The organism is Defluviimonas salinarum (assembly GCF_026013545.1).
GTDB classification, from domain to species: Bacteria; Pseudomonadota; Alphaproteobacteria; order Rhodobacterales; family Rhodobacteraceae; genus Albidovulum; species Albidovulum salinarum.
Genome location: NZ_JAPDOG010000018.1, coordinates 22,081 through 37,531 on the forward strand (window position 1 = coordinate 22,081; position 15,451 = coordinate 37,531).

Annotated in this window: 14 protein-coding genes and 1 other RNA gene; 7 read left to right on the forward strand and 8 right to left on the reverse strand. The window is 69.4% G+C overall.

Annotation, left to right across the window (positions count from 1 at the left end):
- The first annotated feature begins 115 nt into the window (after positions 1-115).
- Together OM960_RS17500 and OM960_RS17505 are read left to right on the forward strand one after the other, a co-directional pair.
- Positions 116-2,485: a trimethylamine N-oxide demethylase gene (locus OM960_RS17500; protein ID WP_264772864.1), complete on the forward strand. Its 2,370-nt coding sequence runs from the start codon at positions 116-118 to the stop codon at positions 2,483-2,485.
- 9 nt (positions 2,486-2,494) lie between these two features.
- Positions 2,495-2,920 (forward strand): group II truncated hemoglobin, encoded by a 426-nt coding sequence (locus OM960_RS17505; RefSeq protein ID WP_264772865.1) that lies wholly within the window; start codon positions 2,495-2,497, stop codon positions 2,918-2,920.
- On the opposite strand, the gene OM960_RS17510 is transcribed toward OM960_RS17505, so the two are convergent.
- From OM960_RS17510 to OM960_RS17520, 3 genes are all read right to left on the reverse strand, one after another.
- Positions 2,906-4,195 (reverse strand): glycerate kinase type-2 family protein, encoded by a 1,290-nt coding sequence (locus OM960_RS17510; RefSeq protein ID WP_264772866.1) that lies wholly within the window; start codon positions 4,193-4,195, stop codon positions 2,906-2,908. The two genes, OM960_RS17505 and OM960_RS17510, sit on opposite strands and share 15 nt — an antisense overlap.
- A 4-nt stretch (positions 4,196-4,199) precedes the next feature.
- Complete coding sequence (locus OM960_RS17515; RefSeq protein WP_264772867.1) at positions 4,200-5,177, reverse strand: HpcH/HpaI aldolase/citrate lyase family protein; 978 nt, start codon at positions 5,175-5,177, stop codon at positions 4,200-4,202.
- A 180-nt stretch (positions 5,178-5,357) separates the two neighbouring features.
- Positions 5,358-6,011 carry a response regulator transcription factor gene (locus tag OM960_RS17520; protein ID WP_264772868.1) on the reverse strand — a complete coding sequence of 218 codons (654 nt, stop codon included), beginning with the start codon at positions 6,009-6,011 and terminating at the stop codon, positions 5,358-5,360.
- 227 nt (positions 6,012-6,238) lie between these two features.
- Between OM960_RS17520 and OM960_RS17525 the strand changes: the two genes are divergently transcribed.
- The 4 genes from OM960_RS17525 to OM960_RS17540 are packed head-to-tail and all read left to right on the forward strand — an operon-like array spanning position 6,239 to position 10,590.
- Positions 6,239-7,486 (forward strand): pyridoxal-phosphate-dependent aminotransferase family protein, encoded by a 1,248-nt coding sequence (locus OM960_RS17525; RefSeq protein ID WP_264772869.1) that lies wholly within the window; start codon positions 6,239-6,241, stop codon positions 7,484-7,486.
- A 19-nt stretch (positions 7,487-7,505) separates the two neighbouring features.
- Positions 7,506-8,702: a malate--CoA ligase subunit beta gene (locus tag OM960_RS17530; RefSeq protein WP_264772870.1), complete on the forward strand. Its 1,197-nt coding sequence runs from the start codon at positions 7,506-7,508 to the stop codon at positions 8,700-8,702.
- On the forward strand, positions 8,702-9,595 hold the full coding sequence (gene sucD / locus OM960_RS17535) for a succinate--CoA ligase subunit alpha (protein WP_263340911.1): 894 nt from the start codon (positions 8,702-8,704) through the stop codon (positions 9,593-9,595). Before OM960_RS17530 ends, sucD begins: the two co-directional genes overlap by 1 nt.
- Positions 9,596-9,618: 23 nt before the next feature.
- A complete protein-coding gene (locus tag OM960_RS17540) occupies positions 9,619-10,590 on the forward strand; it encodes a 2-hydroxyacid dehydrogenase (protein WP_264772871.1) in 972 nt (323 codons plus the stop codon).
- 16 nt (positions 10,591-10,606) lie between these two features.
- Here the strand turns inward: OM960_RS17540 and recR are convergent, their stop codons facing one another.
- The 5 genes from recR to ffs form a co-directional block, all read right to left on the reverse strand.
- Complete coding sequence (gene recR / locus OM960_RS17545) at positions 10,607-11,206, reverse strand: recombination mediator RecR (RefSeq protein WP_263339885.1); 600 nt, start codon at positions 11,204-11,206, stop codon at positions 10,607-10,609.
- A gap of 7 nt (positions 11,207-11,213) precedes the next feature.
- Positions 11,214-11,567, reverse strand: coding sequence for a YbaB/EbfC family nucleoid-associated protein (locus OM960_RS17550; RefSeq protein ID WP_264772872.1), 354 nt, complete (start codon positions 11,565-11,567; stop codon positions 11,214-11,216).
- A gap of 10 nt (positions 11,568-11,577) precedes the next feature.
- On the reverse strand, positions 11,578-13,317 hold the full coding sequence (locus OM960_RS17555) for a DNA polymerase III subunit gamma/tau (protein ID WP_411709819.1): 1,740 nt from the start codon (positions 13,315-13,317) through the stop codon (positions 11,578-11,580).
- Positions 13,318-13,468: 151 nt separating this feature from the next.
- Entirely contained in the window at positions 13,469-14,509 is a 1,041-nt protein-coding gene (gene rsgA / locus OM960_RS17560) for a ribosome small subunit-dependent GTPase A (protein WP_263339891.1), read from the reverse strand.
- A 154-nt stretch (positions 14,510-14,663) separates the two neighbouring features.
- Positions 14,664-14,760, reverse strand: an RNA gene (gene ffs / locus OM960_RS17565) — signal recognition particle sRNA small type.
- Positions 14,761-14,907: 147 nt separating this feature from the next.
- Here ffs and OM960_RS17570 point away from each other — a divergent pair.
- Positions 14,908-15,378: a BrnA antitoxin family protein gene (locus OM960_RS17570; RefSeq protein WP_264772873.1), complete on the forward strand. Its 471-nt coding sequence runs from the start codon at positions 14,908-14,910 to the stop codon at positions 15,376-15,378.
- Positions 15,379-15,451 lie beyond the last annotated feature (73 nt).

Below are 15,451 nucleotides of genomic sequence, written 5' to 3' on the forward strand. Positions count from 1 at the left end.
TGATCCGGCGCCGTCATGTTTTCCTCATCTTCGCTTGCGGGACGGGTAGCGTCGCGTTATTCTTCATGCTAAACAAATATTCCGAAGATGCAAATCGCGACGGTCGGAGGCGCTGATGCTCGACAAGATCCCTGCCAGGTTCGTTCCGGGTCCGCCGCGTCCGAGTCGCATCCTCACGGCCGAGGCACTGACCCTGCCGCCCGGCACCGAACGCTATGTCGTTCCCGGGGCGGGCGCAATCCTCGTCCCGCTTGCGGCGGGCGACCGGATCACCGTCATCAATGACGAGGGCGGCCAGCCCTGCGAGATCGTCGCCGCCGGTCCCGACGGCAAGATCGACGCCGGGATCCTCGGACAGGCCGCGAATTCCGACGCGGCCGGGCTCAAGGCGCTGCTGGCGGGCGAGGAGCCGAGCCTGCTCGCGCTCCGCCGCGGCATCGAGGCGCGTCGCATCGATCTTGCCCGCGCAGGCGCGCTGCGCGCCTTCGATGCGACGACGCCGGCACGGACCGAGTGGGAGCTGACCGCCACGCGCGACGGCGTGGTGATCGTCGCGGCGCCGGGCGGGGCGATGGACCTCGACGCGCAGGATACGGCGACGCCGCTGACCTTGAGGATCCGCCGCGCCACGCTGCGGCCGGTCAAGGGCTTCGACTTGCCCGACCCGCTCGCCGATCCGGTTCTCGATCTCCGGGTCCGGTCCGCGACGGCGGAGGCCTATCTCGTCAAGGCCGGCGACTACATCCAGATCCTTGACGTTGACGGCCGCCAATGCACGGATTTCCAGTGCTTCGACGCCCGCAAGCTCGACCGCGGCATCGAGCACGCGCTCGACGTGACGACGACGCGGACGCTGATGGGCCACGCCTATCCGATGCCGGGCCTGCACGCGAAATACTACGACCAGGAGATGCTGCCGCTCGTCGAGGTGGTGCAGGACACCTGCGGCCGTCACGACGCCTTCGCGCTGGCTTGCTCGTCCAAGTATTACGACGACATCGGCTATCCCGGCCACACCAACTGCTCGGACAATTTCAACGGTGCGCTCGGCAAGCACGGCGTCACCCCGCGCCGGGGCTGGATGGCGATCAACTTCTTCTTCAACACCGGGCTCGACGCGCATGGCGTGATGTATGCCGACGAGCCCTGGACGCGGCCGGGCGACTACGTGCTCCTTCGCGCGATGACCGATCTCGTCTGCGTGAGCTCCGCCTGCCCCGACGACACCACGGCCGCCAATGGCTGGAACCCGACCGACATCCACGTCCGCACCTATTCCGGGGCGGAGAAATTCTCGCGCGCAATCGCCTATCGCCCCACCAAGGACTCGGAGCCGAAGATGACCAAGGAGACCGGCTTCCACGCCAGCTTCGCCAAGCACACCCGCAACTTCGTCGAGTACCGCGGCTACTGGCTGGCCAACTGCTTCGCCACGGCTGGCCCGATCGAGGAATACTGGGCCTGCCGCGAGAGGGCGGTGATCCTCGACCTCTCGCCCTTGCGCAAGTTCGAGATCACCGGGCCGGATGCCGAGGCGCTGATGCAGTACACGCTGACGCGCGACGTGCGAAAGCTCACCACCGGCGGCGTCGTCTACACCGCGATGTGCTACGAGCATGGCGGCATGATCGACGACGGCACGCTGTTCCGCCTTGGCCGCGACAATTTCCGCTGGATCGGCGGCGACGATTATTCCGGGATCTGGCTGCGCGAGCAGGCCGAGAAGCTCGGGCTGAACGTGCTGGTCCGCGCCTCGACGGACCAGCTCCACAACGTCGCCGTGCAGGGGCCGAAGAGCCGCGACATCCTGAAGGGGCTGATCTGGACCGCGCCGCACAACCCCACGATCGAGGAACTGGCCTGGTTCCGCTTCACGCCGGCGCGGATCGGCGGGCCGGACGGCGTGCCGATCGTGGTCTCGCGCACCGGCTACACGGGCGAGCTCGGCTACGAGGTCTTCTGCCATCCGCGCGATGCCGGCACGGTCTTCGACGCGATCTGGGAGGCGGGCGAGCCGCATGGCATGCGGCCGATGGGGCTCGAGGCGCTCGACATGGTGCGGATCGAAGCAGGGCTGATCTTCGCGGGCTACGATTTCTCAGACGAGACCGATCCGTTCGAGGCCGGGATCGCCTTCACCGTGCCCCTGAAGTCCAAGCAGGACGATTTCATCGGCCGCGAGGCGCTGTTGCGCCGCAAGGAGCATCCGAGCCGCAAGCTCGTCGGGCTCGACATAGACGGCGCCGTGGACGTCGGCCACGGCGACCCGGTCCATGTCGGCCGCGCGAAGGTGGGCGAGGTGACGTCCTCGATGCGCTCGCCGATCCTCGGCAAGAACATCGCGCTGGCCCGGATCGACGTCGCCCATGCCGGGATCGGCACCGAGGTCGAGATCGGCAAGCTCGACGGGCAGCAGAAGCGCCTGCCGGCGCGGATCGTGCCTTTCGCCCATTACGACCCGAAGAAGACGCGACCCCAGAGCTGAGGAGGGATCATGGCCGCGAGCATCCTCGACCAGTTGGGCGGCGAACCCGCCCTGCGCAATCTCGTCAACCATTTCTACGATCTCGTGGAGACCGACCCGCGCGGCGAGAACCTGATGCGGCTGCATTTCCGTGGCCATGGGCTGAGCCATGTCCGCGAGGCGCAGTTCGACTTCCTCAGCGGCTTCCTTGGCGGCCGGCGCTACTACGAGGAAAAGCACGGCAGCATGGAAGTGCGGCTGATGCACGCCCATGTGCCGATCGCGCTCGAGGATGCCGAGAGCTGGCTTGAGCTGATGAACCAGGCGATCGACGATCTCGGCTATCAGGGGCCGCATGTCGAGAAGATGCGCGCGGCGTTCCGCCGGGTCGCGCTGATCCTGGTCAACGATCTCCGCGAATGGGGCCTTCCGGCCGCGGATTCAGCCGGCCCCTAGCAGCATTATCTGGACGTCAGCGACGTTTGTTCCTGTTGGTCCTGTTGTGAGGAGGTCTTTGGCTGCGTTGAGGGCTTTGTTGCTGTCGTTGTTGTCGAGGAGGGTTTTGGGGTTTTCGCCGGTGGCGCGGATTCGGGCGGGGGAGCCCTGATCGGTGATGCCGCCTGCGGCGTCTGTTGGGCCGTCGCGGCCGTCGGTTCCGCCGGAGAGGAAGGCCCAGGGGCGGTCGAGGTCCGGCATGGCGAGGGCGACCCGCAGCGCGAGTTCCTGGTTGCGGCCGCCGCGGCCGGTGCCCTTGAGGGTGACGGTTGTCTCGCCGCCGAAGATGAGGCAGGCGGGGCGGCCGCGGGGGGCGGCGGTTGCGGCGGCGACGATGGCGTCGGCGGCGTCCGCGACGTCGCCGGTGAGGCGGTCGCTGACGATCACCGGTTCGAGGCCGCGGGCGCTTGCTGCCGTTGCGACGGCTTCGAGGCTGAGGCGGTTCGAGCCGATGAGGTGGTTCGCCGCTGCGGGTCCGGGGCCGGGGGCGGCTTCGGGCTGCGCGAGCCGGGCGCGGACGGGCTCGGGCAGGTCGGGCCAGAGCCCGCGCTCGGTGAGGAGCGCGCGGGCCGCGGCGCGGGAGCCGATCGGGGCGGTGGTCGGGCCCGAGGCGATGACGCGCAGGTCGTCGCCGATGACGTCCGACAGGATATAGGCGGTGACCGGGGCGGGGGCGGCGTGGCGGGTGAGGCCGCCGCCCTTGAGCCGCGAGAGGGTCTGGCGGACGAGGTTGATCTCGGTGATCTCGAAGCCGTGGGCGAGGAGGAGCCGGTTGACCTCGGCCTTGTCGGCGAGGGTGAGGCCCTCGGCCGGGGCCGGGGCGAGCGCCGAGCCGCCGCCGGAGATGAGCGCGATGACGCGGTCGGCCCCGGTCGCGGCGTCGAGCCGGCGCAGCGCCTCGGCGGCGGCGGCGGCGCCGTTCGCGTCCGGCACCGGGTGGCCGGCGGCCATCACCGTGGCGCCGGGCAGGTCCCGGACGTTCTCGTAGTTCGTGATCACAAGCACGTCGGCCGGGGCATCGCCGAGTTGGCGGAGCATCTCCGCGGCCATCGGGATCGCGGCTTTGCCAATCGCCACAACCACATAGGCCCCGCCCGGCGCGGGGCGGGGCAGGGGGTGGCGGGCGAGTGCGGCGGCGAGCGCCCGGGCGGGATCGGCCGCGGCACAGGCCGCCGCGAAGAGCTCCGCGGCGGTCTCGCGCAATGTGATCACGGGGTCGGCCGCAGAACCCGCCATGGCCTCAGGCCCCGGCGATCTGGCGCGCCTTCGCGACCAGCACCTCGGCCTGGCGGATCGAGGCGTAGTCGATGAGGCGGCCGTCGAGCGACACCGCGCCCTTGCCCTGTTGGGCGGCTTCCTCCATCGCGGCGAGGATCCGCTGGGCCTTGGTGACCTCGGCCTCCGAGGGGCTCATCACCTCGTTGGCGAGCGCGATCTGGGAGGGGTGGATCGCCCATTTGCCCTCGCAGCCGAGCACCGCGGCGCGCTTGGCGGCGGCCTTGTAGCCCTCGGGGTCCTGGAAGTCGCCGAAGGGTCCGTCGATGGGGCGCAGGCCGTTGGCGCGGGCCGCGACCACCATGCGGGCGAGCGCGTAGTGCCACATGTCGCCCCAGTGGACGGCGCGGGAGCCGTCGGCGAGCGGGTCGGTCAGCACCGCGTAGTCGGGGTTGACGCCGCCGATGATCGTGGTGCGGGCGCGGGTCGAGGCGGCGTAGTCGGCGACCCCGAAGTGGAGCGATTCGTTGCGCTTGGAGGCGGCGGCGATGGCGGAGACGTTCTGCATGCCGAGCGCGGTCTCGATGATGTGCTCGAAGCCGATGCGCTTCTTGTAGCCTCGCGCGTCCTCGATCTGGGTCACCATCATGTCGACGGCATAGACGTCGGCCGCGGTGCCGACCTTGGGGATCATGATCAGATCGAGCCGCTCGCCGGCCTGTTCGACGACGTCGACGACGTCGCGGTACATGTAATGGGTGTCGAGGCCGTTGATTCGGACCGACATGGTCTTCTTGCCCCAGTCGATCTCGTTCAAGGCCTTGATGATGTTCTTGCGGGCCTCGGCCTTGTCGTCGGGCGCGACCGCGTCCTCGAGGTCGAGGAAGATCACGTCGACGTCGGATTGTGCCGCCTTCTCAAACATTTGCGGGGCGGAGCCGGGGACGGCCAGCTCGCTGCGGTTGAGCCGGGCGGGGGCCTGCTGGATGACGTGGAAGCTCATGGGGAAGATCCTTCGGGATTGCCGCGATGCAGCGGATGGGTGACGGCCGCCATTCAAACGCGCAAGAGTTCTTTCCTGTCAAGCAACAAAATTGCGTCAATGACCGGCGCCGCGACAGATCGTGCAAGGTCCTCCGGGCGCGGGTCCGGGCGCGGATACGCGCGCGAGGCGGCGTCGGGCTCAGTTGCCGGGGCGGGTCGGGGCGCCGAGCCGGGCGGCGTAGTAGAAGGCGATCGCCTGGGCGCGGCTCGTCACGCCGAGCTTCTCGAAGAGGTTCGAGAGGTGGAACTTGACGGTGTTGGCCGAGATCGCGAAGTCGCGGGCGAGCTCGCGGTTGGTGAGCCCCTTCGAGAGCGCCTCGAGGAGCGCCCGCTCGCGCCGGGTGAGGCTCTGGATCGGGTCGGCCTTGAGCTCGCGGATGTCGAGGAACGGGAACACCATCTGGCCCTGGGCGACGGCGCGGCAGGTCTCGAGGAGCTTCTCGACCGGCGTGGTGCGGGCGACGAAGCCGGCGGCGCCGGCGAGCATCGCGAGCCGCGGCACGTCGCCCCTCGGGTCGTCGCCGTAGACGACGAGGCGGGGCGCATGGGGCTGTTCGCGCAGGACCTCGATCAGCTTCTGGCCGCCGAGTGCCGGCAGGTTCCAGTCGATCACCCCGACCTTGACCGGGACCCGCATCACCGCGCCGAGGAAGCCCTCGGCGGTGGCGGTGGTGGCGACGAGCGAGAATCGGGGGTCGCGGTCGAAGATCTCCGACATCGCCGAGAGCACGAGCGGATTGGGGTCGGCGAGCGAGACCGCGATCGGGGCGGATTTGTCATCAAGCTGTTGCATTCCTTGCCTCTTTCGCCAGAACCTACCCGTCAGGGTGGGGGGTTGTCCGGTATACCTCGGTATCCATACCGAAATGGGTAGGGAATTCCCCATACCATCGGATACCCGAAAGCAGGAGTAACGCAGGTTGTGACGCCGCGGCAAGTGCGATTGTCTTGCGGCAACGGACCTCGCCGTCCGCGTCCCGCCTCCGCCGCGCCCGCGGCCCGAACCAGCAGGTCCGAGAGATGAACGAACCGACGATCTTCCCCGCCCTCGAGATCCCCGAGACGCTCGCCGCCGGCCCCGGGCCCGGTAACACCGACCCGCGCGTGCTCGCGGCCTTCGCCCGCACCGGGCTCGCCGACCACATGCAGGCCGACGTGCTGCGCGGCATGATCGAGTGCAAGCAGATGCTGCGCCAGGTCTGGGGCACCAGGAACACCTACACCTACGGCGTCGGCGGCACCGGTTTCTCCGGGCTCGACTGCATGCTCGGCGCGATCCTGCCGGGCGACAGCGTGGTGGCCTTCGTCAACGGCACCTTCTCCGGCATCGACGGGCTGACGATCCGCATGAAGGCCGCGACCCGCGAGGAGCTGCGCGCCAACGCGCTCGACCCGCAGGCCGCCTCGGTGACGGTGGTCACCGTGCCGCACGGCGAGTCGGTCACCGGCGAGATCGTCGAGAAGGTGCTGGCCGAGAAGAAGCCGAAATGGGCCTTCATGGCGCATTGGGAGACCGGCTCGGGCCGCGTGAACGACCTTCGGGGCTTCTCGGAGGCCTGCGAACGTCACGGCGCGATGGGGCTTGTCGACGCGGTCTCCTCGCTCGGCATCGCCGACTTCTCGATCGACGACTACCCGGGCGTCGTCGGCTGGGCCTCCTGCCCGCAGAAGGGGGTGCTCTGCCTGCCCCTGACCTACGCGCCGGTCAGCTTCACCGATCGCTACATCGCCGAGGTCCGCGCCAATGGCTGCGCCTCCTACGTCCACAACCCGGTCCTTGAGGCCCGCCACTGGGGCGTGGTCGAGGGCAAGGACGTGGCCGCCGGCTCCTACCACCGCACCCATTCGGGCTACGCGGTCGCGGCCTTCCACGAGGCGCTGCGGCTCACGCTCCAGCAAGGGATCGCGCAAAAGGCGCGCGACTACGCCTTCCACGAGAAGGCGCTGAAGGACGCGGTCACCGCGATGGGCTGCACCGTCACCTCGAACATGACGAGCCTCGTCGTTCTCAACCTGCCGGCAAGCCTCGCGGGCCGCGAGAAGGAGCTGGTGCAGGGCGCCCGCGCCAGGGGCTTCGGCATCTGGCCGACGCTCTCGGAGCCGGTGCAGGTCCGGATCGGCATCCTCAACCAGCTGAGCCAGGCCGCGATCACCGAGATCGTCACCCGCTTCGGTGCAGGCCTGAACGAGATGGGCGCCGGCATCGACATGGACCGGGTCCGCGAGGGTCTCGCGCGCCACTACCAGACCGCGATCGCGGCCGAATAATCTCACCGGGAGGATCGAGATGGACATCCACGAATACCAGGCCAAGGAGATCCTTGGAAAGTTCGGCGTCACGGTGCCGGAAGGCGGGCTCGCCTACAGCCCCGAGCAGGCGGCCTACCGCGCCCGCGAGCTCGGCGGCAACCGCTGGATCGTCAAGGCCCAGGTCCATGCCGGCGGCCGCGGCAAGGCCGGCGGGGTGAAGCTCTGCAACAACGAGCACGAGATCCTCGATGCCGCCGAGAGCATGTTCGGCAAGAAGCTCGTGACGCATCAGACCGGGGCCGAGGGCAAGGGCGTCTACCGCGTCTATGTCGAGGCCGCGGTGCCGTTCGAGCGCGAGATCTATCTCGGCTTCGTCCTTGACCGCTCCTCGCAGCGGGTGATGATCGTCGCCTCCTCGGAAGGCGGCATGGAGATCGAGGAGATCTCGGCCGAGAAGCCCGACAGCATCGTGCGCTCCACCGTCGAGCCGGCGGTCGGGCTGCAGGAGTTCCAGGCCCGCGAGATCGCCTTCGCGCTCGGCATCCCCGCCAAGCTCACCCAGCAGATGGTGCGCACGCTGCAGGGCTGCTACCGCGCCTTCACCGAGCTTGACGCGACCATGGTCGAGATCAACCCCTTGGTCATCACCTCCGACGACCGCATCCTCGCGCTCGACGCCAAGATGACCTTCGACGGCAACGCGCTCTTCCGCCATGCCCAGGTGGCCGAGCTCCGCGACAAGTCCCAGGAGGATCCGCGCGAGAGCCGTGCGGCCGACCGCGGCCTCTCCTATATCGGGCTTGCGGGCAATATCGGCTGCATCGTCAACGGCGCCGGTCTCGCGATGGCGACGATGGACACGATCAAGCTTGCCGGCGGCGAGCCCGCGAACTTCCTCGACATCGGCGGCGGCGCCACGCCCGAGCGGGTCGCGAAGGCCTTCCGGCTGGTCTTGTCGGACGCCAACGTCCAGGCCGTGCTCGTCAACATCTTCGCCGGCATCAACCGCTGCGACTGGGTCGCCGAGGGCGTGGTGCAGGCGCTGACCCAGAACCCCGTCGACGTGCCGGTGATCGTGCGCCTTGCCGGGACCAACGTCGAGGAGGGACAGAAGATCCTCGCCAAGTCCGGGCTGCCGATCATCCGCGCCACCTCGCTGATGGAGGCCGCCGAGCGCGCGGTCACCGCCTGGCAGAACGACAAGTCGCAGAACACCAATGTGAGGGCCGTCTGATGAGCATCTTTCTCGACCGCACGAGCCGCGTCATCGTCCAGGGCATCACCGGGCGCATCGCGCAGTTCCACACCAAGGAAATGATCGACTACGGCACCAATGTCGTCGGCGGCGTCGTGCCCGGCAAGGGCGGCGAGACGGTGCACGGCGTGCCGGTCTTCAACACCGTGAAGGAAGCCGTGGCCGCGACCGGCGCCGATGCCAGCCTCGTCTTCGTGCCGCCCCCCTTCGCGGCGGATTCGATCATGGAAGCGGCCGACGGCGGCATCCGCTACGCGGTCTGCGTGACCGACGGCATCCCGGCCCAGGACATGATCCGCGTCAAGCGCTACATGTACCGCTACCCCAAGGAGCGCCGCATGGTGCTGACCGGGCCGAACTGCGCCGGCACGATCAGCCCGGGCAAGGCGCTTTGCGGCATCATGCCGGGCCATATCTACCTGCCCGGCCATGTCGGCATCGTCGGCCGCTCGGGCACCTTGGGCTACGAGGCCGCCCAGCAATTGAAGGACCGCGGCATCGGCGTCTCGACCTCGGTCGGCATCGGCGGCGACCCGATCAACGGCTCGTCGTTCCGCGACATCCTCGAGCGCTTCGAGCAGGACCCCGACACCCATGTGATCTGCATGATCGGCGAGATCGGCGGGCCGCAGGAGGCCGAGGCCGCGGCCTATATCCAGGAGCACATGACCAAGCCGGTCATCGCCTATATCGCCGGCCTGACCGCGCCCAAGGGCCGCACCATGGGCCATGCCGGCGCGATCATCTCGGCCTTCGGCGAGAGTGCGTCCGAGAAGGTCGAGATCCTCTCGGCGGCGGGCGTCACCGTGGCCGAGAACCCCTCGGTCATCGGCGAGACGATCGCCCGGGTGATGAAGAAAGCGGCCGCGTAACGGCCGCGCAAAGGGAGGCGACGATGGCGAAACCCAGGGTGCTGGTGACGCGGGCCTGGCCCGCACCGGTCGAGGCGAAGATGGCGGAAGCCTTCGACGTCACGCTCAACCGCGACGACCGGCCCCTGGGCGCGGCCGAGATGAAGGCCGCGCTGACCGACTACGACGCGGTCCTGCCGACCGTCACCGACCGGCTGCCGGCCGAGCTCTTCGACGCGCCTCAGCTCAGGGCCAAGATCCTCGCCAACTACGGCGTCGGCTTCGCCCATATCGACACCGATGCCGCGAAATCCCGCGGCATCACCGTCACCAACACGCCCGACGTCCTGTCCGACTGCACCGCCGACATCGCGATGACGCTGATGCTGATGGCCGCGCGACGCGCCGGCGAGGGCGAGCGCGAGCTGCGCGACGGCCGCTGGACCGGCTGGCGCCCGACCCATCTCATCGGCACCAAGGTCTCCGGCGCCACGCTCGGCATCATCGGCTTCGGCCGCATCGGCCAGGCCATGGCGCAGCGCGCCCATCACGGCTTCGGCATGAGGATCCTCGTGCAGAACCGCTCCGCCGTCGCCCCCGAGGTGCTCGCCCGCTACGGCGCCACCCAGGTCGCCAGCGTCGAGGACATGCTGCCCGAATGCGACTTCGTCTCGCTCCACTGCCCCGGGGGTGCTGTCAACCGCCACCTCATCAACGCCCGCCGGCTCGAGATGATGAAGCCCACCGCCTTCCTCATCAACACCGCCCGCGGCGAGGTCGTCGACGAGGCCGCCCTCGCCCAGGCGCTGTGGTTCAACACCATCGGCGGCGCCGGCCTCGACGTCTTCGAACGCGAACCCAAGATCCACCCAGACCTCATGGGCGCCGACAACCTCGTCATGCTCCCCCACCTCGGATCCGCAACACGCCAAACCCGCGAAGGAATGGGGTTCCGAGTGCTCCAAAACCTCACCGAATACTTCCAAGGAAAAACACCCCAAGACAAGGTCGCCTAAGGCGGCCTTTCGGGGGTCAGAGGCGCTTGCGGGCCCTGAGAGCGGCCTGGATCGTGCCGTCGTCGAGATAGTCGAGCTCGCCGCCAATCGGCACACCCTGGGCGAGCGAGGTGACGGCGACGCCGCTGCCGTCGAGCGCCTCGGCGATGTAATGCGCCGTGGTTTGGCCGTCGACGGTGGCGTTAAGCGCGAGGATCACCTCGCGGATCTCCTCGTCGCGGACGCGGGCGAGGAGCTTCGGGATCCGCAGTTCCTCGGGCCCGACCGCGTCGAGCGCCGAGAGCGTGCCGCCGAGGACGTGGTAACGGCCCTTGAAGGCCTGGCCGCGCTCCATTGCCCAGAGGTCGGCGACATCCTCAACGACGCAGATCTCGCCCGTGGCGCGGCGCTCGTCGCGGCAGATGTCGCAGATGTCCGCGGTGCCGATATTGCCGCAGGCGGCGCATTCGCGCGCCGAGGTCGCGACCTCGGCCATCGCCTTCGCAAGGGGCGCCATCACCGCGCCGCGCTTCTTTATCAGGTGCAAGACCGCGCGGCGCGCCGAGCGGGGCCCGAGGCCCGGCAGGCGCGCCATCAGCTCGATCAGCGCCTCGATGTCGCGGGTGGCTTCTGACAAGGCCGCCTCAGAACGGCAGCTTTATGTCGGCGGGCAGGCCCATGTCCTGCATCATCTTCTGCTGCTCGGTCCGGGTGCGTTCCTGCGCGCGCTTCTGCGCGTCCTTGATCGCGGCGAGGATCAGGTCCTCGACCACTTCCTTCTCCGAGGGCTGGAAGATCGAGGGGTCGATGTCGAGCGACTTCAGCTCGCCCTTGGCGCTGCAGGTCGCCTTCACCAGCCCCGCGCCGCTTTCACCGGTGACGGTGATGCGGTCCATCTCCTCGGTCAGCGCGGCCATCTTGGCCTGCATCTCCTGCGCGGCCTTCATCATCTTGGCCATGTCGCCGAGCCCGCCGAGCCCGCCCAAACCTTTCAGCATGTCTTTCTCCTCAGCCTTCCTCGAACGGATCCCATTCGTCCTCGACCTCGGGCAGGGCCTCTGCCTGCACCTCGGCCTGAACCTCGTCGGGGGTCCTGATAGCGGTGATATGGGCCTTCGGGAAGGCCGCGAACACCGCCTGCACCAGCGGATTCTCGCGCGCCTTCTCCTTGGCGGCGGTTTCCTTCGCGTCGCGGGTCTCGGCGATCGTCGGCGCGCCGCCCTCGGAGACGACCGAGACGCCCCAGCGGACGCCGGTCCAGCTCTGGAGCCGGGCCGAGAGCGTCGCGGCGAGATCGCGCGGGGCCTCTTGCGTCGGCTCGAACTCGATCCGGCCGGGGGTGTAGCGGACGAGGCGGAGGTGGTTCTCGACCTCGATCAGGAGCTTCACGTCGCGGTTGGCGCGGATCAGCTCCACCACGGCGGGAAAGCTCGCGTAGCGGGCGAGCGCGACGTCGGTGTCGAGCGCGCGGGCGGTGGCGGCGCCGCTGGCGGTGGGGGCGGCCGAGACGCTCGCGCGGGGCGCGGCATGGGTCGGCGCCGCGCCCGGTGCGGGGCCGCGGCCAGCGGTGGCGGAAGGGCTGGGGCCCTCGGCGAGGCGCCGCATCAGCTGCTCGGGATCGGGCAGGTCGGCGACATGGGTCATGCGGATCACCGCCATCTCGGCGGCCATCATCGCGTTCGGGGCGGCGGCCACCTCCTCGAGCGCCTTGAGGAGCATCTGCCACATCCGCGTCAGCACCCGCATCGGCAGCGCGCCGGCCATGGCGATGCCGCGGGAGCGTTCCTCGGGCGGCACGGTCGGATCGTCGGCGGCCTCGGGGGTGATCTTGATGACCGAGATCCAGTGGGTGATCTCGGCAAGGTCGCGCAGCACCGCCATCGGGTCGGCGCCGTCGGAATACTGCGCGCCGATCTCGTTCAGGGCTCCTGCGGCGTCGCCCTTGAGGATCAGGTCGAAGAGGTCGAGGACGCGGCCGCGGTCGGCGAGCCCCAACATGGCGCGGACCTGGTCGGCGGTGGTCTCGCCCGCGCCGTGGCTGATCGCCTGGTCGAGGAGCGAGGTGGCGTCGCGGGCCGAGCCCTCGGCGGCGCGGGTGATGAGGGCGAGCGCGTCGTCGGTGATCTGGGCCTTCTCGGCGCTGGCGATCTTCCTCAGGAGCGCGATCATCACTTCGGGTTCGATGCGGCGGAGGTCGAACCGCTGACAGCGGGAAAGCACCGTGACCGGGACCTTGCGGATCTCGGTTGTGGCGAAGATGAACTTCACATGGGCGGGGGGTTCCTCCAGCGTCTTGAGGAGCGCGTTGAACGCGCTCGTCGAGAGCATGTGGACCTCGTCGATGATGTAGATCTTGTAGCGCGCCGAGGCGGCCCGGTAGTGGACGCTCTCGATGATCTCGCGGATGTCGTTGACGCCGGTGCGGGAGGCCGCGTCCATCTCCATCACGTCGACGTGGCGGCCTTCCATGATCGCCACGCAATGCTCGCACTTGCCGCAGGGATCGGTGGTGGGGCCACCGGCGCCGTCGGGGCCGACGCAGTTCATGCCCTTGGCGATGATCCGGGCGGTTGTCGTCTTCCCGGTCCCGCGGATGCCGGTCATGATGAAGGCCTGCGCGATCCGGTCGGCCGCGAAGGCGTTCTTCAGGGTGCGGACCATCGCCTCCTGCCCGACGAGGTCGGCGAAGGTCTCCGGGCGGTACTTGCGGGCGAGGACCTGGTAGCGGGTCGCTGTCTCTTCGGTCATTGGGCCTCGGGCGGGATTCGGATCAGCCGCTACACTAGGCAGGCGCCGCGCCGCCGTCCACCCGGAGCGAGGCCGGGGCTTCGCGCCTCCCCTCCCCCTCGTGGGGAGGGGATGGGGGTGGGGGGCGCCCCGGCCGCGTCCGTCTACGGCGTCAGTTCGGGCGTTTCGCCTTCTTCGCCTGCTTGACGACCTTCGCGAAGGCCTTGCCGCGGCGGCGCTTCTCGGCGGCCGAGGCGGCATGGGCGGCGTCCTCGGCTCGAAGCTTCTTCCAGCGGTCGAGGCGCGCGGCGTCGACCTGGCCGGCGGCGATCGCCGCCTGCACGGCGCAGCCGGGCTCCGGCCCGTGGGTGCAGTCGCGGAAGCGGCATTCGCCGGTCAGCCCGGTGATCTCGGCGAAGGCTTCGTCGATCCCCTCGGCCATGTCGGTGAGCCTCAGTTCCCGCATCCCCGGCGTGTCGATCAGCCAGCCGCCGCCCGGGATCGGATGCATCTCGCGCGCGGTCGTGGTGTGGCGACCCTTCATGTCGTCCTCGCGCACCGTAGCGGTCTCGAGGTCGATGCCGGTGAGTGCCGAGGCGAGCGTCGACTTGCCGACCCCGGACATGCCGAGGAAGGCGACGGTGCGGCCCGGCCCGCACCAGGGCCTGAGCGCCTCGGCCGCGGCTTCGGCCTTGGCGTTCAGCAGGATCGCCGGGACCGCGGGCGCGATGGCGCGGAGCCGGTCGAGGTAGGTTTCCGGATCGTCGGCCTTGTCGGCCTTGGTCACGACGAGGACCGGCGGGATGCCGCCCGCGTGGGCGAGCGCCAGGTAGCGTTCGAGCCGCGCCTCGTTGAACTCCTCGGTCGCCGAGGTGGTGATGAAGACCGTGTCGACATTGGCCACGATGAGCTGTTCGCGCGAGGCCTCGCCCGCCGCGCGCCGGAAGATCCGGCTGTGGCGGTCGAGGAGCCGGGCCACGCGGTCGGTCGCGGGATCGGCGAGCACCCAGTCGCCGACAGCGACATCGCCGGCGGAAAGATCCGGCGGCAGCGTCAGGAGGAGCGGCCCCGCTTCGGAAAGCGCGGTCAGCCGGTCGCGGTGGACGCCCGTCACGCGGGCGGGGGAAAAGGCGCCGAACTCATCGGTGTCGAGCTGGCGCTGGAAATTTGCCGACCATCCGAGATCGGCGAGCGTGTGGGAATTCAGGGTCAAGTCTCTGCCCTCGTCATAGATCGAAATCCTTGCCCGGCGGTTGACGGCGCGGGCGGGTGATGTCGGGACGGGCGGGGCGGATCAAGGTCTCAGACGGCCCCGGCCCGGAGGGAATGAAGCTCTGCCATGTCCTTCTCCTGAAGCGGGTGTCGAGGGTGAGAGGCTGGACAACGACCCAAGCGGGGCTCGTTACGGCTGCTTCCTTCCGGACCTGACCGGGTTGGCGAGGCGCTCGCCCGCGCCAACCTCTCGGGGCCCGATATAGGCGAGGGCCGGCGGATTCGCAAGGCGGCTGGATGTCGGCATCCCGTCGGCGTTGCGTATGGCACGACCGCGCGCCGGGCAGGGGCCGCGTTAACCCGGTTCTGCGAGGCTGGGGCGAGCCGCAAGGAGCAACGATGACCGACCGTCCCGTCCCGCCGAAGCGTTTCGCCCAGACCCGCACCGCGCGGCTCGCCCGCGCCCGCCTCGCCCGCCACCTGCAGGGCCTCGGCGACGACGAGGGGCTGTGGCTCCGGGTGCAGGAGCGGGTTCCCGAGGCCTGGGCGACGGTCGAGGAGGATCTCGACTGCGAGGAGGAGAAGGTGAAGGTCACGTTGAGGTTCGACGCGAGCGTCGCGAAGCTCTTCCGGGCGATGGGCAAGGGCTACCAGGCGCGGATCAACCATGTGCTGGCCACCTATGCGCAGATGCGGATGGGCGAGATCGAAAGGCAGGCGCGCGCGCTTCGGGCGGTGATGGCGGAATACGGCGTCATCCAGTCCGAGGAGGCGCGGCAGCGCTACCTCGCGATGCGCGAGGACAGTGACATCTTCGATGCCGAGGCGCGGGCGGTGCTCGACGCGGCCCTCGGGGTGACGGGGATGTGACGGGACGGGATGACGCGGCGCCCTGCCGTGAAAGGCGATCCCCGGAGGCCAGACCCGGTGCGATCGGATGCCG

What these genes read in the sequence shown, in the direction of transcription:
- OM960_RS17500 (WP_264772864.1), top strand. Translation starts at nt 116, where the DNA reads ATGCTCGACAAGATCCCTGCCAGGTTCGTTCCGGGTCCGCCGCGTCCG.
- OM960_RS17505 (WP_264772865.1), top strand. Translation starts at nt 2,495, where the DNA reads ATGGCCGCGAGCATCCTCGACCAGTTGGGCGGCGAACCCGCCCTGCGC.
- OM960_RS17510 (WP_264772866.1), bottom strand. Translation starts at nt 4,195, where the DNA reads ATGGCGGGTTCTGCGGCCGACCCCGTGATCACATTGCGCGAGACCGCC.
- OM960_RS17515 (WP_264772867.1), bottom strand. Translation starts at nt 5,177, where the DNA reads ATGAGCTTCCACGTCATCCAGCAGGCCCCCGCCCGGCTCAACCGCAGC.
- OM960_RS17520 (WP_264772868.1), bottom strand. Translation starts at nt 6,011, where the DNA reads ATGCAACAGCTTGATGACAAATCCGCCCCGATCGCGGTCTCGCTCGCC.
- OM960_RS17525 (WP_264772869.1), top strand. Translation starts at nt 6,239, where the DNA reads ATGAACGAACCGACGATCTTCCCCGCCCTCGAGATCCCCGAGACGCTC.
- OM960_RS17530 (WP_264772870.1), top strand. Translation starts at nt 7,506, where the DNA reads ATGGACATCCACGAATACCAGGCCAAGGAGATCCTTGGAAAGTTCGGC.
- sucD (WP_263340911.1), top strand. Translation starts at nt 8,702, where the DNA reads ATGAGCATCTTTCTCGACCGCACGAGCCGCGTCATCGTCCAGGGCATC.
- OM960_RS17540 (WP_264772871.1), top strand. Translation starts at nt 9,619, where the DNA reads ATGGCGAAACCCAGGGTGCTGGTGACGCGGGCCTGGCCCGCACCGGTC.
- OM960_RS17550 (WP_264772872.1), bottom strand. Translation starts at nt 11,567, where the DNA reads ATGCTGAAAGGTTTGGGCGGGCTCGGCGGGCTCGGCGACATGGCCAAG.
- OM960_RS17555 (WP_411709819.1), bottom strand. Translation starts at nt 13,317, where the DNA reads ATGACCGAAGAGACAGCGACCCGCTACCAGGTCCTCGCCCGCAAGTAC.
- OM960_RS17570 (WP_264772873.1), top strand. Translation starts at nt 14,908, where the DNA reads ATGACCGACCGTCCCGTCCCGCCGAAGCGTTTCGCCCAGACCCGCACC.